Raw genomic sequence first — 3718 nt, forward strand, 5'->3', positions numbered from 1 at the left:
GGGGCCTGACCGCGGCGGCGGACTCACGCGGACGGCAGTCGCAGCAGCCCCTCGGCGACCTCGCCGAGGTCGGCGCCGGTCACGTCGGCGGGGGTGAAGACGTCACCGTAGCGGCCTTCCAGGCGGGCGCACCAGCCGGCGAGGCAGCCGGCGCGTTTGGCTCCGTGGCAGTCCCAGGCGTGCACCGCGACCAGCGCCATGGTCGCCGGGGAGACCCCGAGCTGGTGTGCGGCCACACGGTAGATGGACGGGGCGGGTTTCCAGATCCCGGCCTGCTCCGCGGTGATCACCTGGTCGACGTGGCGGGCGAGTCCCGCCTGTTCGAGGAACCGTTCCGTGTTGTCCGCCCTGCCGACGGTCAGGCAGCCGATGCGCACCCCGGCCTCGGACAGTCGCCGCAGCGCGGGTTCGGCGTCGGGGTGGGCGGGCAGCTGCCCGAAGCCGGCCAGGACGTGGTCGATGTCCTCCTCGGTGGCGGTGTGTTGCGTGTCGGTGCGCAGCGCCTGCCGGGCGACCGACTCGAACGTCCCGAAGTCCCCGGACAGGGTCAGCGCCATCGAGTCGCGCTGGAACCGCATGAACCACGGCTGCAGCAGGTCCGCCGACTGGCCGATCTCCTCCATCCGGGTGCGGAGCGGATCCAGGTTCAACAGCGTTTCGAGCACGTCGAATGCGACGGCGTGCGGGCGAGTGGACACGGGACCTCCTCGGTCGTACAGGGGCGACGGGCGCGGTGACGGCCGCACGTCACCGGACCGGGAGTACCCCACCGGCGGCGGAACACATCCCGGCCGCCGCAGCCGGGTCGTGCCCCGGGCGCGACGGCCGGGCGACGGGTTTCACCTGCGGGCGAGTCGGTCGCTGACCAGACGGTTGAGGCTCACACCTTCCTCAGCGGCCTCGGTGGCGAGCCTGCGGTGCAGCGTCTCGGGGATACGGACGTTGAACCGCCCCGAGAACTGCTGGTCCGCGAGTGGGACCGGGATCTGCTCACCCGCCTCCCGCAGGTCCGCCACGGCCTCGGCGGCGACCCGCTCCACCCCGGTCAGCGCGTCCTGCGGTGTCGCGGCGAGCCAGGACAGCGACGGGAGTTCCAGGCACGTCGCGACGAATTCCCCGTCTTCGGCTGACCAGGTGACACGGTAGGTGTAGTGCGAGGGATCAATCGCCGTCATCGTTGCCACCTTCCCATCGGTCGATCGCTTTGAGTACCTGGCGGACCTGGTATGCCTTCGCCTGCCCACGATCGGACTGGATGTTCACGCGCGGGTCACCGCACCACGGCGTGCGGAATACCAGGTGCGAACCACCCGACTGGCGCGGTTCGCCGAAGTAGTGTTCACACACCTTCCGCAAATCGGCGAAGCGCACGTTGGTCGGTGCGCGTCGCATCGCTGCCACGATCGAATCAATGGCGACCATCGCCCTTATAGTACCATTATTGACACCACCTGTGCGGGCTCACCTGCAGTCGTTCCCCGTATGTACCGTTCAGGCGTGTTCGGGAGCTGCGATGGGTGGGGCCGCGCAGCCCCGGGGTGCGGCGGACCGTACGCCGGAGTTCACCAGTCCACGGTCGCGAAGGCCCGCACCGGGAAGGTGGCGAGTCCGCGCACGGCCACTGGGACGGCGGTGAACCGGGCCCCGGTCGCCGGGAGGGCGTGCAGGCCGGTGAGGTGTTCGACGACCGGGATGTCGGCGGCCAGCAGGGCGGTGTGCGCGGGTCGTTCGCCGGTGCGGGTGTCGTCGATGTTGACCGAGTCGATCCCCACGAGCGTGACACCGCGGGCGGCCAGGTGCTCGGCGCCGGCCCCGGTGAGGTGCGGGTGTTCCGGGTCGCCGTACCGGTCGGTGCCCCAGTGCCGGTCCCAGCCGGTCCGCAGCAGCACGGCGCATCCCTCGACCTCGAGGTCGGCGAACGCGTCGGCACCGAGGGCGCCGTCGCCGTCGACGACGACGGTGGGCAGCAGCGCGCAGCGCTCCAGCGGCAGTGCGCCGAGGTCGTCCCCGTCGCGGAACCGGTGGGCGGGGGTGTCGAGGTAGGTGCCGGTGTTGCCGACCATGCTGATGCGGCCGATGGTGAACTCGGTGCCCTCCGCGTAGTGCGCACGCGAGTCGTCGTAGCTCAGGTGGTCGGCGATGTCCGGCGAGGGCAGGCCCGGGTAGGTGACCATGCCCGGTTCGAGGACGTGACTGAGGTCGAGAAGCCGCATCGCCCCATCATCACAGGCATCGCCGCACTCCCGCCGGGGTTCGGTGCCTCCTCTTGTGGATCGGCACGGGGTGCTGTAGAGATCGTCCGGCGAGGTCGAGCACGGTGGTCGGCGTCCGGCCGCCGGGGCGGGAGGGACGATGCGGCGGCACGCGCGCATACGGTCCGGGATGGTGTCGCTGGTGACGGCCGTGGCGGTGGTGGTGCCGGTGGCGCCTCCGGCGGCGGTCGCCGCCGAGGGGCGGTGCGGTGGGCATCCGTGGTGCGACACGTCGTTGTCGCCGGACGAGCGCGCCGGGTTGCTGCTGCGGGAACTGACGCTGGACGAGGAGATCTCGCTGCTGGCCGGGGACGAACCGGCCGGGGTGCTCGGCTATGAGGGCGCGCACACCGGCACCAGCCACGGCGTCGAGCGGGTCGACCTCCCGCCGGTGCATTTCAGTGACGGGCCGGTCGGACCGCGGCAGGGGGAGGCCACCGGCATGCCGTCGCCGATGGCGGTGGCGGCGTCGTTCTCCGACGGGGTGGCCCGGCGGCACGCGCGGGTGATCGGCGACGAGGTGCGGCACAAGGGCAACGACGTGGTCTACGCCCCTGCGGTCAATCTGTTGCGCACCCCGTTGAACGGGCGCACGTTCGAGTACTTCGGGGAGGACCCGTTCCTGGCCGGGCGGATGGCCGCAGGCTGGACCCGCGGGGTGCAGTCGCAGGGGGTGATCGGCAACGTCAAGCACTACGCGGTGAACAACCAGGAGGGCCAGGGTGTCGCCGTGCCCGGGTTCCCGGTCGGGATCGGCCTGGTGGGCTCGCGGCTGACCGTGGACGCCCGCGTGGACGAGCGCACGCTGCGGGAGTTGTATCTGCCGGCGTTCGAGGCGGCCGTGGACAGTGGCGTGGGGACGGTGATGTGTGCCTATCCCCGGGTCAACGGCGCCTACGCCTGCGAGAACCAGCACCTGTTGAACGACATCCTCAAGGACGAGTGGGGTTTCGACGGGTTCGTGCTGACCGACTACGGCGCGGCCAAGAACACCGTCAACTCGCTGAACAACGGTCTGGACCTGGACATCTGGCCCGGTGCGGTGTACAGCGCGCCCGCGGTGAAGGCGGCGTTGGCGACCTCGCAGGTGTCCGAGGCGACGATCCACGAGCACGTCCGCCGCATCCTGCGGACCCTGTTCGCGCACGGCTTCTTCGACCGGCCCGCGTTCGTGGACGACCCGTCCCACATCGACTACGAGGCCCACGACGCCGCGGCGGGCCGCATCGCCGAGCAGGGTCTCGTGCTGCTGCGCAACGCGGGCGACGTGCTGCCGTTCGACGCGGACCGGTTGGGGACGCTGGCGGTGATCGGCCCGGAGGCCGACGTGGTCAACAGCGGGGGCGGGTCGTCGGAGATCGACGCGTTCCGCACCACCACCCCGCTGGAGGCGCTGCGGGACCGGTTGGGCGCCGACCGGGTGGTGCACGACGACGGCGGCGACCCGGCGCGCGCGGCGCGGGTGG

At 71.5% G+C, this 3718-nt stretch carries 5 protein-coding genes; 1 reads left to right on the top strand and 4 read right to left on the bottom strand.

Annotation, left to right across the window (positions count from 1 at the left end):
* Positions 1 to 23 precede the first annotated feature (23 nt).
* From ACTIR_RS0108135 to ACTIR_RS0108145, 4 genes are all read right to left on the bottom strand, one after another.
* On the bottom strand, positions 24 to 698 hold the full coding sequence (locus tag ACTIR_RS0108135) for a haloacid dehalogenase type II (protein WP_026453899.1): 675 nt from the start codon (positions 696 to 698) through the stop codon (positions 24 to 26).
* Between the two features lie 141 nt (positions 699 to 839).
* Positions 840 to 1175: a type II toxin-antitoxin system HicB family antitoxin gene (locus tag ACTIR_RS0108140; RefSeq protein WP_007023931.1), complete on the bottom strand. Its 336-nt coding sequence runs from the start codon at positions 1173 to 1175 to the stop codon at positions 840 to 842.
* Positions 1162 to 1422 (bottom strand): toxin HicA, encoded by a 261-nt coding sequence (locus ACTIR_RS25305; RefSeq protein ID WP_084789364.1) that lies wholly within the window; start codon positions 1420 to 1422, stop codon positions 1162 to 1164. Before ACTIR_RS25305 ends, ACTIR_RS0108140 begins: the two co-directional genes overlap by 14 nt.
* 140 nt (positions 1423 to 1562) lie before the next feature.
* Positions 1563 to 2213: a cyclase family protein gene (locus ACTIR_RS0108145; RefSeq protein WP_026453900.1), complete on the bottom strand. Its 651-nt coding sequence runs from the start codon at positions 2211 to 2213 to the stop codon at positions 1563 to 1565.
* Between the two features lie 172 nt (positions 2214 to 2385).
* On the opposite strand from ACTIR_RS0108145, the gene ACTIR_RS22325 reads away from it, so the two are divergent.
* Positions 2386 to 3718, top strand: a 1333-nt coding sequence (locus ACTIR_RS22325; RefSeq protein WP_161629627.1) for a glycoside hydrolase family 3 protein, incomplete at its 3' end; no start/stop codon positions are given.

This window comes from Saccharomonospora iraqiensis subsp. iraqiensis (assembly GCF_000430445.1).
GTDB lineage: Bacteria > Actinomycetota > Actinomycetes > Mycobacteriales > Pseudonocardiaceae > Saccharomonospora > Saccharomonospora iraqiensis.

What these genes read in the sequence shown, in the direction of transcription:
- ACTIR_RS0108140 (WP_007023931.1), bottom strand. Translation starts at nt 1,175, where the DNA reads ATGACGGCGATTGATCCCTCGCACTACACCTACCGTGTCACCTGGTCA.
- ACTIR_RS25305 (WP_084789364.1), bottom strand. Translation starts at nt 1,422, where the DNA reads ATGGTCGCCATTGATTCGATCGTGGCAGCGATGCGACGCGCACCGACC.
- ACTIR_RS0108145 (WP_026453900.1), bottom strand. Translation starts at nt 2,213, where the DNA reads ATGCGGCTTCTCGACCTCAGTCACGTCCTCGAACCGGGCATGGTCACC.